Source organism: Microcoleus sp. w2-18bC1 (assembly GCF_036700365.1).
In the GTDB taxonomy this organism is placed as follows: domain Bacteria; phylum Cyanobacteriota; class Cyanobacteriia; order Cyanobacteriales; family Microcoleaceae; genus Microcoleus.
In genome coordinates this window covers 66,034-67,835 of the sequence record NZ_JAUBOS010000030.1, presented here as the reverse complement: position 1 = coordinate 67,835, position 1,802 = coordinate 66,034, and the positions used below count along the sequence as shown (strand labels likewise).

Genomic DNA, 1,802 nt, shown 5'->3' with positions numbered 1-1,802 from the left:
AAAAACTCTACGGCAGAGAAACAGAAGTTGAAACCTTATTAGCAGCCTTTGAGCGAGTCAGCAGAGGCAGCACCGAAATGATGCTAGTATCCGGTTACTCTGGCATTGGAAAATCCGCCTTAGTACAAGAAGTTTATAAACCAATTACTAAAGCCAGAGGTTATTTTATAGCCGGAAAATTCGACCAATTTCAACGAAATATTCCTTACGCCGCCGTTGTCAAAGCCTTTCAATCATTAGTCAAGCAACTCTTAACAGAAAGCGAAAATCAACTCAATAGCTGGAAAGAAAAAATATTAGCTGCTGTTGGCGCTAATAGTCAAATCATTGTCGATGTCATTCCCGAAGTAGAATTAATCATTGGCCCACAGCCAGCCGTACAAGAATTAGGCACTACAGAAGCACAGAACCGCTTTAATTTAGTCTTTCAAAAATTCATCCGCGTCTTTTGTTCAGTTGACTATCCCTTAGTCATCTTTCTCGACGATTTACAATGGGCTGATGCCGCCACGTTGAAACTGCTACAAGTAATGATAGCAGATGAGCAAACCAACTATCTATTTCTAATTGGTGCTTATCGAGACAACGAAGTTAACCCATCTCATCCTTTAATGATGACTTTGGACGAGCTGCAAAATCAAGGTGCAAGAATCGAGCGAATTACTTTAGCTCCCTTACACCTTCACCAGATAGCTAACTTAATTGCTGATACCCTGCGTAAAGACACAAAATCAGCACTCCCCCTAGCCGAGTTAGTGCTCAATAAAACTCAAGGTAATCCTTTCTTTGTCAATCAGTTTCTCAAAACTCTCTATCAAGAAAACCTGCTGAAATTCAACTTTCAAAAAAGAAACTGGGATTGGAATATATCAGAAATTGAATCAGTAGGTATTACTGATAACGTCATTGAATTGATGCTAGGAAAATTGAAAAGACTGCCCGCATCAACTCAGCAAGTTTTGCGTTTGGCTGCTTGCGTGGGTAATAGTTTTGACTTAAACACTCTTTCAATTATTAACGAAAAATCTTGGGGAACCACCTTTCAAGAACTATTGCCCGCCATCCAAGAGGGATTAATCTTAACTACTTCTGAGTTAGGTGCTACCGAATCAGAAATAATTAACTCACACTTAGTAATTACTACTTATAAATTTTTGCATGACCGCGTGCAGCAGTCCGGTTACGCATTGATTGACTCAAAACTGCAAACCGCAATTCACCTACAAATTGGTCGTCTATTACTAGCAAATATTTCTCCTGAGCGACGAGCCGAAAGAATTTTTGAAATTGCTGATCATTTGAATTCGGGTCGGACTTTAATCATTGATGAACACGAGAAAATTGAACTAGCTATTTTAAATTTAACAGCAGCTCGCAAAGCCAAAGATGCAACGGCTTATGCTGCTGCCAGAGACTACTTAAAATTCGGTCGAGAAATTTTGCCGGGCGATATTTGGCAAGACTCCTACGAACTAGCTTTTACCTTTCATAAGGAGCTGGCAGAAGCCGAATATTTAAACGGCAATTTTGAAGAATCAGAAGCTTTAATAGAAGTGGCATTTGCTCAGGCAAAATCTGAGCTAGAAAAAGCCGAAATATACAACATTTTGATCGTGCAGTACACTCTGCTGAGTAAATATGAAGCAGCAGTTCAATCGGGATTAAAAGCGCTTCACTTGCTGGGCATAGACTTGGCTGAAGATAGTTTAAGTGAGGCGATTAATGCGGAAATGGCGACAGCTACAGCTAACTTGGCAAACCAAGAAATTGCTTCATTAATTCATGCCGAAAAGATGAAAGAC

General features: G+C 39.8%; 1 protein-coding gene. It reads left to right on the top strand.

Going from position 1 to position 1,802, the window contains the following annotated elements; all coding sequences use genetic code 11:
- Positions 1 to 1,802: AAA family ATPase (locus QT979_RS16960; protein ID WP_333311148.1), on the top strand; the 1,802-nt coding region annotated here is incomplete at both ends.